The 14,446-nt window shown below is 63.7% G+C and carries 15 protein-coding genes; 7 read left to right on the forward strand and 8 right to left on the reverse strand.

Annotation, left to right across the window (positions count from 1 at the left end):
• Positions 1–33: 33 nt before the first annotated feature.
• Together ACZI8R_RS03810 and ACZI8R_RS03815 are read left to right on the forward strand one after the other, a co-directional pair.
• The gene (locus tag ACZI8R_RS03810; RefSeq protein WP_463378249.1) at positions 34–1,362 is read left to right on the forward strand and encodes an HNH endonuclease signature motif containing protein; all 1,329 of its coding nucleotides are present in this window, start codon (positions 34–36) and stop codon (positions 1,360–1,362) included.
• A 91-nt stretch (positions 1,363–1,453) separates the two neighbouring features.
• Positions 1,454–2,833, forward strand: a complete 1,380-nt coding sequence (locus ACZI8R_RS03815) for a dihydrolipoyl dehydrogenase family protein (protein ID WP_463378250.1) — start codon at positions 1,454–1,456, stop codon at positions 2,831–2,833.
• 14 nt (positions 2,834–2,847) lie between these two features.
• Here ACZI8R_RS03815 and ACZI8R_RS03820 read toward each other — a convergent pair whose 3' ends face one another.
• Both ACZI8R_RS03820 and ACZI8R_RS03825 read right to left on the reverse strand, forming a co-directional pair.
• Complete coding sequence (locus tag ACZI8R_RS03820; protein WP_463378251.1) at positions 2,848–4,239, reverse strand: amino acid permease; 1,392 nt, start codon at positions 4,237–4,239, stop codon at positions 2,848–2,850.
• Between the two features lie 3 nt (positions 4,240–4,242).
• The gene (locus ACZI8R_RS03825) at positions 4,243–4,590 is read right to left on the reverse strand and encodes a histone-like nucleoid-structuring protein Lsr2 (RefSeq protein ID WP_463378252.1); all 348 of its coding nucleotides are present in this window, start codon (positions 4,588–4,590) and stop codon (positions 4,243–4,245) included.
• A 202-nt stretch (positions 4,591–4,792) separates the two neighbouring features.
• Here ACZI8R_RS03825 and ACZI8R_RS03830 point away from each other — a divergent pair, with 202 nt between their 5' ends.
• Positions 4,793–6,037, forward strand: coding sequence for a lipase family protein (locus ACZI8R_RS03830; protein WP_463378253.1), 1,245 nt, complete (start codon positions 4,793–4,795; stop codon positions 6,035–6,037).
• A gap of 3 nt (positions 6,038–6,040) precedes the next feature.
• Here ACZI8R_RS03830 and ACZI8R_RS03835 read toward each other — a convergent pair whose 3' ends face one another.
• On the reverse strand, positions 6,041–6,496 hold the full coding sequence (locus ACZI8R_RS03835; protein WP_463378254.1) for a carboxymuconolactone decarboxylase family protein: 456 nt from the start codon (positions 6,494–6,496) through the stop codon (positions 6,041–6,043).
• Between the two features lie 180 nt (positions 6,497–6,676).
• Between ACZI8R_RS03835 and ACZI8R_RS03840 the strand changes: the two genes are divergently transcribed.
• On the forward strand, positions 6,677–7,174 hold the full coding sequence (locus ACZI8R_RS03840; RefSeq protein ID WP_463378255.1) for a DUF4188 domain-containing protein: 498 nt from the start codon (positions 6,677–6,679) through the stop codon (positions 7,172–7,174).
• A 1-nt stretch (position 7,175) separates the two neighbouring features.
• The gene (locus tag ACZI8R_RS03845) at positions 7,176–7,664 is read left to right on the forward strand and encodes a DoxX family protein (RefSeq protein ID WP_463378256.1); all 489 of its coding nucleotides are present in this window, start codon (positions 7,176–7,178) and stop codon (positions 7,662–7,664) included.
• On the opposite strand, the gene ACZI8R_RS03850 is transcribed toward ACZI8R_RS03845, so the two are convergent.
• A complete protein-coding gene (locus ACZI8R_RS03850) occupies positions 7,600–8,049 on the reverse strand; it encodes a GtrA family protein (RefSeq protein ID WP_463378257.1) in 450 nt (149 codons plus the stop codon). The two genes, ACZI8R_RS03845 and ACZI8R_RS03850, sit on opposite strands and share 65 nt — an antisense overlap.
• A gap of 110 nt (positions 8,050–8,159) precedes the next feature.
• Here ACZI8R_RS03850 and ACZI8R_RS03855 point away from each other — a divergent pair, with 110 nt between their 5' ends.
• Positions 8,160–8,864, forward strand: a complete 705-nt coding sequence (locus tag ACZI8R_RS03855) for a TetR/AcrR family transcriptional regulator (protein ID WP_463378258.1) — start codon at positions 8,160–8,162, stop codon at positions 8,862–8,864.
• Positions 8,861–9,496, forward strand: a complete 636-nt coding sequence (locus ACZI8R_RS03860; RefSeq protein ID WP_463378259.1) for a DUF6636 domain-containing protein — start codon at positions 8,861–8,863, stop codon at positions 9,494–9,496. The genes ACZI8R_RS03855 and ACZI8R_RS03860 overlap by 4 nt, the downstream gene beginning before the upstream one ends.
• A 24-nt stretch (positions 9,497–9,520) precedes the next feature.
• Here the strand turns inward: ACZI8R_RS03860 and ACZI8R_RS03865 are convergent, their stop codons facing one another.
• The 4 genes from ACZI8R_RS03865 to ACZI8R_RS03880 all read right to left on the reverse strand — a co-directional run bounded on the left by ACZI8R_RS03865 (position 9,521) and on the right by ACZI8R_RS03880 (position 14,279).
• Positions 9,521–10,255, reverse strand: a complete 735-nt coding sequence (locus tag ACZI8R_RS03865) for a polyprenol monophosphomannose synthase (RefSeq protein WP_463378260.1) — start codon at positions 10,253–10,255, stop codon at positions 9,521–9,523.
• A 182-nt stretch (positions 10,256–10,437) separates the two neighbouring features.
• A complete protein-coding gene (locus tag ACZI8R_RS03870) occupies positions 10,438–12,420 on the reverse strand; it encodes a glycosyltransferase family 39 protein (protein ID WP_463378261.1) in 1,983 nt (660 codons plus the stop codon).
• A complete protein-coding gene (locus tag ACZI8R_RS03875; RefSeq protein WP_463378262.1) occupies positions 12,417–13,679 on the reverse strand; it encodes a bifunctional glycosyltransferase family 2/GtrA family protein in 1,263 nt (420 codons plus the stop codon). Before ACZI8R_RS03875 ends, ACZI8R_RS03870 begins: the two co-directional genes overlap by 4 nt.
• 84 nt (positions 13,680–13,763) lie before the next feature.
• The gene (locus tag ACZI8R_RS03880; protein WP_463378263.1) at positions 13,764–14,279 is read right to left on the reverse strand and encodes a COG1361 family protein; all 516 of its coding nucleotides are present in this window, start codon (positions 14,277–14,279) and stop codon (positions 13,764–13,766) included.
• Positions 14,280–14,446 lie beyond the last annotated feature (167 nt).

Below are 14,446 nucleotides of genomic sequence, written 5' to 3' on the forward strand. Positions count from 1 at the left end.
ACTCGAACGTGTGTTCGAATTAAGATTTTGTGTATGGGGTCGGGGGACGCTTTTACAGGGGTGGATGATCAGTTGGCCGATGATGCGTGGCGGTTGGCGGATCGGGTGTTGTGCGATTCGGTGCTCGAGTTGTCTGCGCAGATTGCGGTGTTGGAGGCGCGGCGGGTCCGGTTGGTGGCGGAGGTCGATTCCCGTTGCCGGGTCGAAGTGCTCGGGTATCGGAATGCGAAGTTGTGGTTGGCGCATTCGACGTTGCTCGAGGTCGGTGCTGCGGGCCGGTTGATCGCGCTCGGCGCCGGGTTGGTGCGGTTTCCCGCGATCGGGGCAGCATTGGATGCCGGTCAGATGTCCATTGCGTTTGCGGGGTTGATCGTGGGGTTTGGTGAGAACCCACCGGCAGGGATGCCGGAAGACGCGTTGCCGGCGTGCTTGGATGCGTTGTTGGCTGCGGCGCGGGGCCCGTTGGCGACCGCGGTGGGGGTGCGGGCGGTGATCGCGCGGTTGGAGCGGATCTTCGAATCCGACGACCTCCCACCGGCCGAGGACGCCGAGCGTAACGAGTTTCATGCCGCCACCACGTTGAACGGTCGGATGAGTGTGAAAGCCGACCTCGATGCGGTGACCGGGGAGATGCTGCTGTCGGCGCTGTCCGGGTTGTCGACACCACGACCGGGCCTCGACGGCGCCAAGGATCCACGCTCGGCTGCGAAGCGGCGGGCGGACGGGTTCACCGAACTGCTGCGCCGCTACCTCGCCGCCGGTGCCGGACCTGTGGAGGGCGGTCAGAAGCCGCACGTGAGCGTGACGGTGAAAGCCGCCGATCTGGCCTCGCACCCGACACCAGCGGCCGACCGCGGCGCGTATCGGGATGTGTTGTCGGATCCCGAACATGATCATGTGGGGTGGGCGTCGTGGACGGGTCCGTTGACGATCGCGACCACCCGCATGCTGGCCTGCGACTGTGTGCTGTCGGCGGTGGTGATCGACCCGGATGGCGCCCCGCTGGATGTGGGGCACACCCAACGCACCGTCACCACCAAACAGCGTCGGGCGTTGGCGGTGCGTGATGGTGGGTGCGCGTTCCCGAATTGCGGGGCACCACCGTCGTGGTGCGAAGGGCATCACATCGTGCATTGGGCTGACCACGGCCCCACCGACATGAACAATTTGGTGTTGTTGTGCGGGTTTCATCACCGACTGATTCACCATTCCGGGTGGGAGGTGGTGATGGGTGCTGACAGGTATCCGTGGTTCCTGCCGCCGCGACTGCCGGGCAGTCGGCCGGTCCTGCCCTCGAACCGCCGCCCCGCCCGCCACACCGGCCAGGAACATGCAAACCGGGCCGGACCCGACGCCGCCTGACACACCCGAGCACCGAGCAACGCCGCCCACATGCACCACGGACGGCGCCAATCGGCATGCAACAAGAGTTTCCGGGTTTATCGTCGGACCCATGACGGAATCGCTGAAGACCGAAGTGCTCGTCATCGGCTGGGGGAAGGCCGGTAAGACGCTTGCCGGAACCCTCGGGCGGGCAGGCAAGAGTGTCACCCTGGTGGAGCGGTCCGGCGAGATGGTGGGCGGAACGTGCATCAACATCGGCTGTGTCCCCACTAAAGCATTGGTCCACCAAGCAGACATCCGGCGAGAGGGCGACGATCCCGCCGAATACTTCCGCTCGGCGGTCGACAGCCGCGACTCGCTCATCGCCAAACTCAATGCAGCCAATCGAGCCATGTTGGAACCGTTCGACCAGGTGCGCCTCGTCGTCGGCGCTGATGCAGTTTTCACCGGCCCGGGAACCGTCCGTGTCACCTCCAACGACCCGACTCGGGACGCCGAAGCCCTGGACATCACGGCCGAAACCGTCATCGTCAATACCGGTGCCCGCCCCCGATCGCTGGACCTACCCGGCGCCGACGGACCGCGGATTCACGACTCCACCAGCATTCAGCATGTCGATCCCTTTCCGTCACGTCTCGTGATCGTCGGCGCGGGACCCATCGCCTTGGAATTCGCAAGCATGTTCGCGCAGTTCGGCAGTAGCGTCACGATGCTCGAGCGCGGTGACCGCATCCTTCGACACGAGGACGCCGAGGTAGCCGATTCGGTACGTAGCGCGCTCGAGGACGAGGGCGTTCGCGTGGTCACCGGGGTCGAGACGACTGCGTTCGACGACGACGGTTCCCAGGTCACCCTTCGGACCGATGCCGGGGATTTCGAGGCCGATGCGGTCCTGCTCGCTGTCGGGCGAGTGCCGGAAACCAAGGGCCTCGGGCTGGATACCGCCGGCATCGAAACCGACGACGGTGGTGCCATCGTCGTCGATGACCGACTGCGTACGAGCGCCGAGAACGTCTACGCAGTAGGCGATGTGAACGGCGGGCCGCAGCAGACGTACATCTCGCTCGACGACAACAGGATCGTTCTGTCTCAGCTGTCCGGCGACGGATCACGGTCCCGCGCGGACCGCGTCGCGGTGCCGACGACGGTATTCACCACACCCCCGCTCGGTCGTGTGGGGCTGTCGGAAGATCAGGCACGTGAACAGGGCCTCGACATTCAGGTCTTCGCGAAGCCCGTTGCCAAGATCGCTGCGATGCCGCGGCCGAAGACACTCGGCGAAACTCACGGCCTGATCAAGTTCGTGGTCGACGCTGAGACGGATCGGATCCTCGGGGCCGCGCTCCACACCGTCGATGCGCAGGAGCTCGTCAACCTGGTGGCCCTCGCCATGCGGTCGAACACGTCGGCAAGTCAACTCAGAGACGGCATCTGGACTCATCCGTCCACCACGGAGGCGCTCAACGAAGTGCTCGGCGCTGCCCGCTGACCATCCGGGTCGGGTCAGGTCGACAGGCGCGGCCTGACCCAGATCCGGTGTGCGACGGCCAGCAGCATCAACCACACGACACCCACGACGAGCGCGACCCGCGTATCCGATACGAAGGCGAGCACCCCGATCACGAAGGCCAGGAAGACGATCGCGGCGATCTGCGCGTACGGCCAGAACGGGACGGGGAACGCAAGGTCCGCTGATTCCTGCTCGGTCATGCGCCGCCGCGCCTTGAACTGAGACAGCAGGATCATGATCCACACGAAGATCGTGGCGAACGTGGCGATGGAGGCGATCACCAGGAAGACACGGTCCGGGATCAGGTAATTGAGTAGCACGCCGACGAGCAGTGCTGCCGCCATGATCACCACGGTCATCCACGGAACGCCGTTGCGGGAGACCCTCTGCATGACTGCGGGAGCCTGACCGGCGCAAGACATTCCGTACATCATTCGGCCTGCGCCGAATATGTCGCTGTTGATCGCGGAGAGCGCCGCGGTGATGACCACGATATTGAGCACCGTCGCGGCGGAACCGATACCGAGTCCTTCGAAGATCTGCACGAATGGGCTTTCGTCCGAACCGATCTCCTGCCAGGGATTTATCGCCATGATGACGGCGAGGGTGAGCACGTAGAACAAAATGATGCGCACCGGAACCGTATTCACGGCCCGGGGAATAGTTCGAGCCGGATCCTCTGCCTCACCCGCCGTGATTCCAATGATCTCGGTTCCACCGAATGCAAACATCACAATGGCGAAACACGCTATGAATCCGCCGAATCCGGTGGCGAAAAATCCGCCGCTGGACCATAGGTGTGACACACCGACGCTCGTGTCGTGGATACCGAATCCGAAAATGATAATTGCGGCGCCGCCCACGATCATTGCGATGATCGCCGTGATCTTCACCAGCGTGAACCAGAATTCGAGCTCACCGAAAGCTTTCACGCCGAGAAGGTTGATCGCCCCGATGAAGAAGACGATCGCCAGCACCCAGATCCATCGCGGCACGTCGGGGAACCAGAAACCCATGTACACGCCGAATGCCGTGACGTCGGCCAGACACACGATGACCATTTCGAAGGTGTAGGTCCACCCGGTTGCGAAGCCTGCGAGGGGGCCGAGATGTCTTGTGGCGTACTCACCGAACGATCCGGCCACCGGGCTGTCGACCGCCATCTCACCCAACGCGCGCAGCACGATGTAGACGGCCGCACCGCCGATCAGGTAGGCGAGGAGAACCGAAGGTCCGGCACGATTGATTGCTTCGGCCGAGCCGTAGAAAAGCCCTGTGCCGATTGCGGATCCGAGCGCGATGAATCGTATGTGGCGAGCCGTCAGGCCTCGGCGAAGTCCGGCCGATTTTCCCTGGGCAGAGGAAACGGCGTCGATGTCGTCCATATGTCAGTGGGCAGCTTTGAATGCCTCTTCGATCTCTGCGGGAATGCGCCCGCGAGACGACACCTCGTAGCCGTTGGCTGCGGCCCAGTGACGGATTGCCCTGGTCTGTTCGCTGCTGCGACGCGGAGAGGACGACGCCCCGCCGGTCTGCCGCTTCTTGGTGCTGCCGACCTTCGCTGCGTGCTCGATGTAGTAGCCGAGCTTGCGATGGAATTCCTGTGCGTTCTTGTCGTTCAGATCGATTTCATATTCGGTTCCACCCACGGCGAAAACAATGTGTTCGCCTTCTCCGGACTCGATGGGCGTGTCGTCGAGATCATCCACCAGTTCTACAATTACTTTTCTTGCCACGAATCAATCCAATCGTCGGTGAAAACTCGACGACAAGATTACGTCCAGTTGCAGCAATTCTGCAAAGTTGGCAACGCCATTCGTGCCGATGCACCGAAAAGCGGACCGCCCGGTTTGTCACGATTCGGCTCGAAACGGTCATACCGCCTGGCGGTCCAAGGCATAGTGAGCCTCGTCCATCAGGCAAACAGTGGGGTAGGCCATGGTCTCACGCACTCTTCGTTCACTTGTCGTGCTTGCTGTCAGCATCACTCTCGCTGCGGCGTTCGCCGGTGCCGGGACGGCGGGTGCCCAAGATCCGCACCAGGCTCCCGCCTCGGTTCTCGGTTTGCCGACGCCCGATCCGGACCCTTTCTATGCGCCGCCGCCGGACTTGGCGAGCAAGGCGCCCGGCGATGTCCTGAACATTCGGCAGATGCCTCCCAACCTCTACTTCCCTGGCAGTGCAGTGTGGGAGGTCTTGTTCCGGTCCACCGATTCACGCGGACTGCCGATCGCCGCGAACACCACGTATCTGCTGCCACCCAACCACCAGCCGGACGGCCCATTGGCGTCCTACCAGCACATCATCAATTCGCTCGGACACAAGTGCAAGATCGCGACCGAGCTGTACACGAGCGATCCGTTCACTCAGATCCGTGAGGCACCGGGCCTCAATATCGCGCTCGCTCGCGGCTGGGCGGTCGCTCTCCCGGATCACCTCGGCCCCCGGATGGCGTACGGGGCCGCGAAGCTGGGCGGTCAGATCACGCTGGACGGCATTCGCGCCGTGAAGAAGGTGCCGGAACTGGGCGTGGCGAACAGCCAGGTCGCCCTCGGCGGGTACTCCGGCGGCGGAATGGCCACGGCCTGGGCGGCCGCACTCGCGCCGAAGTACGCGCCCGAACTCGACATCGTCGGCGCCGCACACGGCGGCACCCCGATGAACCTGACCACGATGGCAGAGGCCCTCGGTGTGAACCCGCACCCTGCGTTCGGTCTTGCCATGGCTGCCGCGATCGGTCTCGAACGCGAGTACCCGGACCGCATTCACCTCAGTAGCCAGTTGAACAACCAAGGCCGCTGGCTGCGCGGGCTGATCAACAACGGGTGCACCAACGAAATAATGTTCTGGGGGGTCGGCAAGAACGCTGCCGAGCTCACCGACAATCCGAACTTCATGAACGACCCGGATGCGTGGAAGGTGCTCGAAGAGAACAGTCTGGAGTACTACCCGGACATTCCGAAGACACCGATATTCGAGTGGCACAGTCCCACCGACGTCCTGATTCCCGTCGATGCGATCGACAGGACCACGGCCAAGTACTGCGCTGCCGGCACCTACGTGAAGACGACGCTCACTCCCAGTCCCGACCACCTCTCCGCGGCTGCGCTGGGATTGCTGCCCGCCCTGGACTGGATGGAGGCACGGTTCCGAGGGGAACCGGTGCCCGCCACCTGCGGATAGCCGTCAGCCGGCCGACCCGGCGATCTGCCTGGTGCTCGCATTGAGCCGGTTCCACGCGTTGATCGCGGCGATCTGGACGAGAATCGCGGCCAGCTGCTGTTCGTCGTAGTGATCGGCCGCGTCGTTCCACACGTCGTCCGGGACCGGGTCCGGACGATCACTGAGCCGGGTGACGTACTCGGTCAGCGCAAGCGCTGCGCGTTCGGCATCGTCGAAGTACGGCGCCTCCCGCCAGGCCGAGATCGCGAACAGTCGCTCCGTGGTCTCGCCGGCTTCCTGCGCCTCCTTTGCGTGCATGTCGACACAGACCCCGCACCCGTTGATCTGACTGGCGCGCAGATGAATCAGGTGCATCGTGCGGAGGGGAAGGTCGACGTCACCGGTCGAGTGACTGAACGCGTACAGCGTCTTCATCGCCTTGGGGAGGACCATCACCGGGTTCTTCATACGTGCCTGCATCACTGTCTCCTCTTCGCGGGCCTGGATGGCTCTGTTCCGGGCGGTTTTCCCGCCATCTCTTTGACGAGGCGGTGCACGAGGACGTGACAGCGAAGAGCCTGTAACACAGAACCCTTGACATTGGATACTTCTACTATCCATACTTTGGATAGTAGAAGTATCCAATTTAGGAGGTGGAGCATGCAGCGACATACCCATTCACACGACGGTGAACTGGTCGTCTTCCTCATCGGCATGACGGTGAACCGGCCGTGGCGACCCGATCGGTGGATCCCGGCATTTGCGGCAATGCCCCGCATGCTGCGCGAACTGTCCCGCGATCCGGACTCGGGGCTTCTCGGGTATCGCACGACACTCGAGGGCTTCGATCCCACCGTGATCCAGTACTGGGATTCGCTCGACAAGCTGTACGCCTACGCGAGCGAGCGAGACGCGAAGCATCGGCCGGCCTGGGCGGCGTTCAATCGTCGTGCCGCGAAGACCCCGGGCGCGGTGGGCGTCTGGCACGAGACCTACCTGATCGATCGTGCGGAGTCGGTGTACGTCGACAGTCCCGAGATTGGACTCGCCCGTTTCACGACGCGCGTCCCGGTGACAAAGGGTCGCAACAACGCCAGAGCACGAATCGACAACGCCGAAGCGCATCGAAACGGTCGACCTCTACGAATGGAGAACTGACATGGAACCGCTCATCACACTGGTGGTGGTCACATTGGCACTGGCCGCGCTCGGCACTCTGGGATTCAGCCGGTTCGACTCGTGGTCCATAGCGCTTCGGGGCGGACTGGCAGCAATGTTCGTTCTGACCGGGATCGTGCACTTTTTCGGAATGCGCGAGGAACTGATCGCAATGGTGCCGACAGCCCTGCCGAATCCCGGCCTGCTGGTCACGATCACGGGAATTCTGGAACTCGCGGGCGCCGTGGGTCTATTGATCGACCGAACGGCGCGGGTAGCGGCCGCCTGCCTGTGTGCCCTGCTACTGGCAATGTTCCCTGCGAACATATTCAAGGCGCTCGACGGTCCCGTCGGATTCTTCGATTCGTTGATCCCGCGGACCATTCTGCAGGTGATTTTCGTGGGCGCGACCCTCGCGGTCGTTTTCAATCGAGGGAGAAAACCCAGCGGCGCAGTGCAAGAAACCGCACTGCGCCGACAACTCCGCTGACAGCGATCACGAGAGCGGCTTGGAGGACACCCGCGAGAGCAGGAAACATCACGCCGACAAGAGCGAGGGTTGCGGTACTCAGCACCATGCCGAGCAGTGCGATACCGCCGCCCTCGCCTTGGGCTGTCAACCAATGCACGCGATCGGCAGCATGGAAGGTCGATCGTCGATGCAGTTCGTTGGCGAGGACGGTACTCAGCACCGACCCGATCACGTTCGCGACCAGGACACCTTCCGAGCGAAGGAGTAGGAAGGCAGCGCCGTACAACACGTTGCTGACTCCGCCCACGAGCACGAAGCGAGCGAACTGATCGATCACGCGCTCGCCGCGCAAGCTCACCGACCAGACGCGGCGAGGGAGGGTGCTGCCCAGAGTGGCCGTCACCTGCATCTCCTTGCCTCGATTCCGCTCACCCCACGGGAACGGAATTCCAGATTCCGGTAACCTAACACGGACCGGAATCAATCGTTCCGCTTACCGGCTAAGATGTGACGATGCCGACACCGCCGATCATGCGACGCGACGCCCGCGCCAACCTCGAACGAATCCTTGCCTCGGCGCGCGTGGTCTTCGCGGAACGGGGCGTCGAGGCAAAGCTCGCGGATGTTGCCAAGCACGCCGGGGTGGGCGTCGGAACCGTCTACCGCAGATTCGCGAGCAAGGAAGACCTGATCCAAGCGCTCTTCCAGTCCCGGGTGGACGAAATCGGCGCGGTCGCCTCGGGTGCGGAGGAGTTCGACGATCCCTTCGACGGTCTCGAATACTTTCTGGAACAGAGTTGCCGAATGATGCACGCAGACCAGGGCCTGCGAGATCTCGTGATGAACGGCCGGATCAGCCGAAGCGACATGAGGCAGTCACGCGAACACTACGTACGCCGCCTCGGCACCCTCATCGAACGTGCACAGGAGAACGGCTCTCTCCGAGAAGATTTCGAGCCGGGAGATCTGCCGGCCATCATGTTCATGTTGCAGTCCGTCAACGACTTCGCAGGCTCCGAGTCACCTGATCTCTGGCGCCGAATGCTCGTTCTCGTACTCGACGGACTGAAGGCGCAGCGCACCCGATCCAGCCCGCTCCCGGTGCCCGCACTGACCTCGACACAACTCGACAGTGCACTTCGCGCCCGCCACTGTTCACCCGAACGTGACGTTCGACCTGCTAACGCCTCCCCGGGGGATCACGACAAGCGGGTATGAGGAAATCGTGGGCGTCACCAGCGAGGATCACCGCAGCTCTTGCCGTCGCACTCTTGTCCTGCGCGTGTTCCGGTGAGGATGTCGGCAGCACGCCCGAGCAGATCACCCCGACTGTCTCGGCGTCCACGATGACGCAGGGGGCTTCACCCGAAGCGGCCGCCGACCCCGAGCCGGCCGACCCCGAGCGGACTGTCGAACAATCGACCGAGGCTCCCGATCGTGACGACGCGACCGTCGATGCGCGCGACTATCAACAGGGCTCGAACTACTTCTTCCAGTCGCCGAGCGGTTCGATCATGTGCGGCATCTACGAGGGCTACGAAGCCACCGGCTGCCAGATGATCGACGTCGACGCGACGGCGCCGCCGGAAATGCAGGAGTGCTGGAATCGAGGGAACACCAGCGGCGGCGCGAAAGTGAGCGGTACCGGCGCCGAGTACGTCTGCACGAACCAGGGTATCTACGTCGGCCCGCCGGTCTACGGCGGCGAGAGGGGCGGCGGCCGCATCCTCGAATACGGAGACGTGCTGATCGTGCGCGGCGTCGCGTGTGCGTCGGAGACCACAGGTGTCACCTGTCACATGAGTGACCACGGCTTCCACGTCTCGAAGGAAACGACCAGCCTGTTCTAGCCACTAACCCCGACCGAAGCGAAGCTACTTACCCCGACCGAAGCGAAGCTTCCAGGGCACTCGCGCCGACTCCAACTGAACGGCAAGACTCATCTTCGACTCGCCCTCGGTGCGCTCCTCGAAGCGAATCGGCACCTCCGCGATCCGCAGGCCCTTCTTGACGACTCGGTAGTTCATCTCGACCTGGAACGCGTAGCCGTTGCTCTGGACCGACGCGACGTCGATGGCACGGAGCGTGTCGGCTTTCCACGCCTTGAAGCCTGCGGTCGCATCCTTCACCTTGAGCTGCAGGATGGCGTTGACGTAGAAATTGGCCCAGGCCGACAGCGCCTTGCGGTGCCACGGCCACTCGCTGGCGGTGGCACCGCCCTCGACGTAGCGCGAACCCAGCACGACTGCGGCGTCCGTGGTGCTCAGAACGTCGATCATGGGCGGAATCGCGCTGGTCGGGTGCGACAGATCTGCATCCATCTGCACGACGATGTCGGCGTCCTCGCCCAACGCGCGCGTCATGCCCTCGACATAGGCGCGGCCCAGCCCGTCCTTGACCGTGCGGTGCAGGACGCTGACCGGGATCGGGCCGTCCACCGCAAGCTTGTCGGCGACCTCGCCGGTCCCGTCGGGTGAGTTGTCGTCCACCACCAGTGCGTGGAGGTTCGAGATCTTCAACGCAGCGAGAAGCTCGACGATCTTGGGCAGGTTGTCGCGTTCGTTGTAGGTCGGCACCACGACAGTGACCTTGGGCGAGACGTTCTCCATATCAACCTTCGTACGATCTGTGCTCCCGACAAGGGCCGAGGATCGGCCGACAGCGAGGATGCCTTATGTCTTGACAATCTAGCGGCAACACCCCGGAACCCACGTATCAGGTTTGCCGATCCGGCCGACGGGCGAACCCATTTTACGGACATACCGGACAGAACGCGGTCGGGTCGATCGAATCATGTCGTCAGGTCGTACACGGTCACCCCGTCCACTGTGACGGCCGTGAAATTCTCCTGAACCCAGGTGGAGATCTGCGACGTTGTGCCGTCTGATCCCATACCGCCACCCCCACCACTTCCGCCCGAGACGAAGTAGTGGATCTCTCCGTCGGTTACGTACTGCTGAAACTGCTCGAGCGTGGGCGACGGATCACTGCCGTTGAATCCGCCGAGCGGCATGACCGGTTCGCCGGTCGCCAACTGATACCCCGAGGCACTGTTCGATCCCACCGCCGCCGCAACCCACGTGTATTCGTCTGCGTTCGACTCCAGCAGGGTCACGATCGCGTCCCCCGGGGTACTCCCGGAAAGTAGGCCGCCGCCGGCACGGCCGGCCATGCCCGGTCCGCCGTCCGGCATCTGCGCACCGTCGGGACCGCCGGGACCGCCTGGTCCACCATCCGGCCCGACTGCTCCCGGACGGCCGCCCGGATGCGCTCCTCCGGGACCACCGAACCCCCCGGCAACTTCGGGACCGGCAGACACGATGGACCCCATGTGCGGCGTGGCGACCGTGTCCGCCGCGTACGCCGCAGGACCGGCGAGAGCCGACACGATCGCGGCACCGGCGACCACCGCAGTAACTGTTCCACGGCTGCGAACCCACACGCCTACTGCTGCGACCGCGGCTGTCACCACCACGAGCCACTTCACCCACGGAGCGAAATCGGGGGTCCGATCGAGAAGAACCCAGGCGGTCACCGCGGTGGCGACGACGACTACGGACATGGTGGCCCGGACCCAGATCAGCTCCCTCCTACGCCACAGGCTCACCGCGCCCATCCCCACGAGCGCAGCCACAGCGGGGGCGAGCGCCACCGTGTAGTAGGCGTGAAAGATTCCCGCCATGAAGCTGAAGGTCAGCCCGGTGATCACCAGCCACAGACCCCACACCGTGAATGCAGCACGCTTCGGATCGGTTCTGGTCACCTTGCCGCGCAATGCGATACCGGCGACGAGCAGAATCAGTGCAGCAGGTATCAACCAGGCGATCTGGCCCCCTTGCGCCGACTCGAAGATCCGCGTGATTCCGGTGCTGCCCCACATGCTGCCGCCTCCACCAGGCATACCGCCTGGCATGTCACCACCGCCCGGCACGACGCTGCCGGTCTCCTCACCGTTGAGTCGCCCCAGCCCGTTGTAGCCGAGGGTGAGTTCGAGGATCGAATTGTTCTGCGAGCCACCGATCCACGGCCGCGAGGTGGACGGCCACAGCTCCACCGCCAGGAGCCACCAGCCCGCCGAGACGATCATTGCCCCCAGCGCAGCGAAGCACTGAGCCAGCCTCTTACCGAACTTCGGCGGGCCGGCGTACAGGTACGTCAGCGCCAGTGGTGGCACGACCAACATCACTTGAAGCTGCTTGGTCAGGAATCCCACACCCACGAACACACCGGTCAGGACCATCCATCGCGTACGTCCGTCCTCGACTGCGCGAAGCGTCGCCCATACTGCGGCAATCATCAGCGCGACGAGCAACGCATCGGGATTGTTGAACCGGAACATCAGAGCCGCAATGGGAGTAAGCGCGAGGACGAGACCCGCCAGCAGGCCTGCGGAGGCGCCGAAACTCCGCTTCACAGTTGCGTACAGCGTCGCTACCGACGCGACTCCGAGCAGTGCCTGGGGGACGAGCATAGACCAGCTACTGAACCCGAAGATTCGCGCAGAAAGCGCCATCAGCCACAGGGATGCCGGCGGCTTGTCGACGGTGATCGAGTTGGCGGCGTCGGAGGATCCGAAGAAGAAGGCCTCCCACGACACCGAACCTGCCTGTACTGCAGCAGAATAGAAGGAGTTCGCCCAGCCCGAGGCGCCAAGTCCCCAGATGTAGGCGATTGCGGTTCCGACGAGCAGGGCGGCGAGCGCCCACGGCTCCCAGAGTCGCCGAGATGTGGAGCGAGGCGCGCTGTGGCCCGGGTGTTCGAGAACGGCGGTCACGAGGAGGCTCCTTCGGTACGGGAACTGCGGAACACCCAGCGAAGGGCGACGAAACGAGTAAGTGTGGCAACGAGATTGGCCATCACGAGGACGATCAGTTCGATGTTCTTGGATGCCGAGGGGGCGCCGGCGTGCAGGAGAAACAGCGAGCTGCTGGTCAGCAGCAAGCCGAAGGCGAATACGAGTAGCCCCTGAAGCTGATGCCGTGCGGCATCTTCCCTGCCCCGCACCCCGAAGGTGAAGGCTCGGTTCGCGGTCGTGTTGAAGACTGCCGTCACGAGCAGCGCTGACGCATTGGCCCATTGGGAGCCCATCGCCGGCTGGAAGAGCAGGTACAGCAAGGCGTACGCGACGGTCGAAGCCATACCGACGGCGCCGAATCGAAGAATCTGGCCGAGCATCCCCTGTGGCACACCGTGAACCTGTGGCACACCGTGAATGACGGGTTCGCGGGCGAACCCCGCACGCAGCGTCCCGAGTGGGAGCGATCCGGTCGCGAGCGCACGCCCGACTCGCCAGATTCCTTCGAGATCGACGACGGCAGTCGCCACGATGTCGACTCGACTGTCCGGGTCGTCTACCCAGTCGACCGGAACTTCGTGGATACGAAGCCCGGCACGTTCGGCAAGCACCAGGAGTTCGGTGTCGAAGAACCAGCCGGTGTCCTCGACGAGGGGCAGCAGGGTGCGCGCGACGTCTGTCCGCATGGCCTTGAATCCACACTGGGCATCGGAGAAGTGTGCCCGCAAGGTGCCACGGAGAATCAGGTTGTAGCTACGGGAGATGAACTCCCGCTTCGGGCCCCGCAGCACGCGAGACGATCGTGCGAGCCGAGAACCGATCGCGATGTGCGAATGCCCGGACAGCAGCGGCGCCACCAACGGCATCAACGCGTTCAAATCCGTCGACAGATCGACGTCCATGTATGCGACGACCTCGGAGCCCGAGGCCCGCCACACTGCGCTCAAGGCGCGGCCGCGCCCCTTCTCGTCGAGGTGCACGACATGCACACCGTCCAACTCGGCGGCCAAACGATCGGAGATGGCGCGCGTGCCGTCGATGCTGGCATTGTCGGCGATCGTGATGCACGCGGAGTAGGGGACGTTGTCGTCGAGATGTCTCCGAAGCGTGCGAACGCATCGCTCGATCCCGGCTTCTTCGTTGTACACGGGTACGACCACATCGAGAACGGCCGTGACCTCGACAGACCCACCCCTCGGCTCTGTGTCCGAGGGGTGGGTGAGGGAGTTCGTCGTCATGCATGCCAGGTTCGAGCCCCAGCCTGCGACGCTCCTGGAAGGAGTCTGTGAGTTTCCTGCTGATCAGTGGATCAGCATTCTCGCCTACTCGGCTCCGTCGGTGGCTTCACCCGACTGGCCTTCGGTCTCGGGCTGCTCGGCGGTCTGGCTATCGTCAGCGGCTCCGTCCGACTGGCCGTCCGTTTCGGGCTCGGTGGTCTGGACGTCGTCTTCGGGTGCCGCATTCTGATCGACGATCACGAAGTTGTCGAGCAGGTTCGCGTCACCGTTGGTGGTCGTTCCGTAGAACGGAATCGGGAAGGGGAAACTTTCGCAGTCGATGAATTCGGCCGTGGCGGACTGACCGGCCTCGATGTCGCCCAGCTCGTCGGAGAAGCCGAGTGGGCTCTTCACGGAGACGCCCTCCGCCGTTTCACTGCCGATGTTCTCGACCTCCACGGCGCAGCCACCGGGGACCGCGGTTTCTCCTTGCGAAAGCTTGATGTCTCCGCCGTCGCCTCCGAGGGAACCGGAGGGCTGAGCGAGGGCGGTCGCACCGCCTGCTGCGGCGAGGCCGAGGGCCATGGTCGTTGCTGTCAGTGCGCGTCGAACGTTCTTCATACGGATTACACCTCTCTCGTCGAATCTCGATTCGAGTCCGACTCCTGAAAATGTTGCCTGTCATCGAACACTCGTGCCCCTGACCGAATCTCCCGACTCGGCGGGTGGGGCCACCGTACTCGAGATACGTGGAACAGTCAGCACCGAAATTGATCCGAATAGCGTTC

It is taken from the genome of Rhodococcus huquni, assembly GCF_055231055.1.